General features: G+C 65.6%; 1 protein-coding gene. It reads right to left on the bottom strand.

What is annotated here, in order from left to right:
- Positions 1 to 556 (bottom strand): TOBE domain-containing protein (locus EN939_RS37205; protein ID WP_245473345.1); only part of this gene is annotated, 556 nt, incomplete at both ends.

Below are 556 nucleotides of genomic sequence, written 5' to 3'. Positions count from 1 at the left end.
AAGAAAGAGTGGCGGCGTTGAGGCTGCCTATCTCCCCCCTGGAGGGGGAGATGTCCGGCAGGACAGAGGGGGGCGAACCGCTCTACCTCCCCCGCCGCGATCAACACCGTACTCTCCGGCGACCAGCGCAGAACGACGTCCTGACCTTCCGCCAGCCTGTCGACACCCGTGTTCTGTACAATCACCTTCAACGTCTGGCCGCCACGCTCGACGAAATAGGTGCTGTTGTTGCCGGCGAAGATGCGCTTGGAAACCTGCCCCTTGAGCATGTTGGCAGTGCCATCCGGTGCTCCGGCATCCGTGGCGATGCGGATGCGTTCGGGGCGCACGGCACAGCTCGCCTTGGCGCCGGCGGCAAGCTTGGCACCCGCGCCGGCGGCAATCGCCGTGCCGTCCGGCAGCCGGATGCCATCGCCCGTCGTATCGCCGCGAAAAATGTTGGCGTCGCCGAGGAAGGTGGCAGCGAACTCGCTCTTCGGCCTGTTATAGATCTCCTCCGGCGGCCCCTCCTGCACCAGCCTTCCGTCGCGCAATATGCCGATGCGGTCGCTCATCG

This window comes from Mesorhizobium sp. M7A.F.Ca.CA.002.05.1.1 (genome assembly GCF_003998335.1).
In the GTDB taxonomy this organism is placed as follows: Bacteria; Pseudomonadota; Alphaproteobacteria; order Rhizobiales; family Rhizobiaceae; genus Mesorhizobium.
The sequence above is the reverse complement of the archived record's forward strand: the minus strand, read 5'-3'. Positions and strand labels throughout refer to the sequence as shown.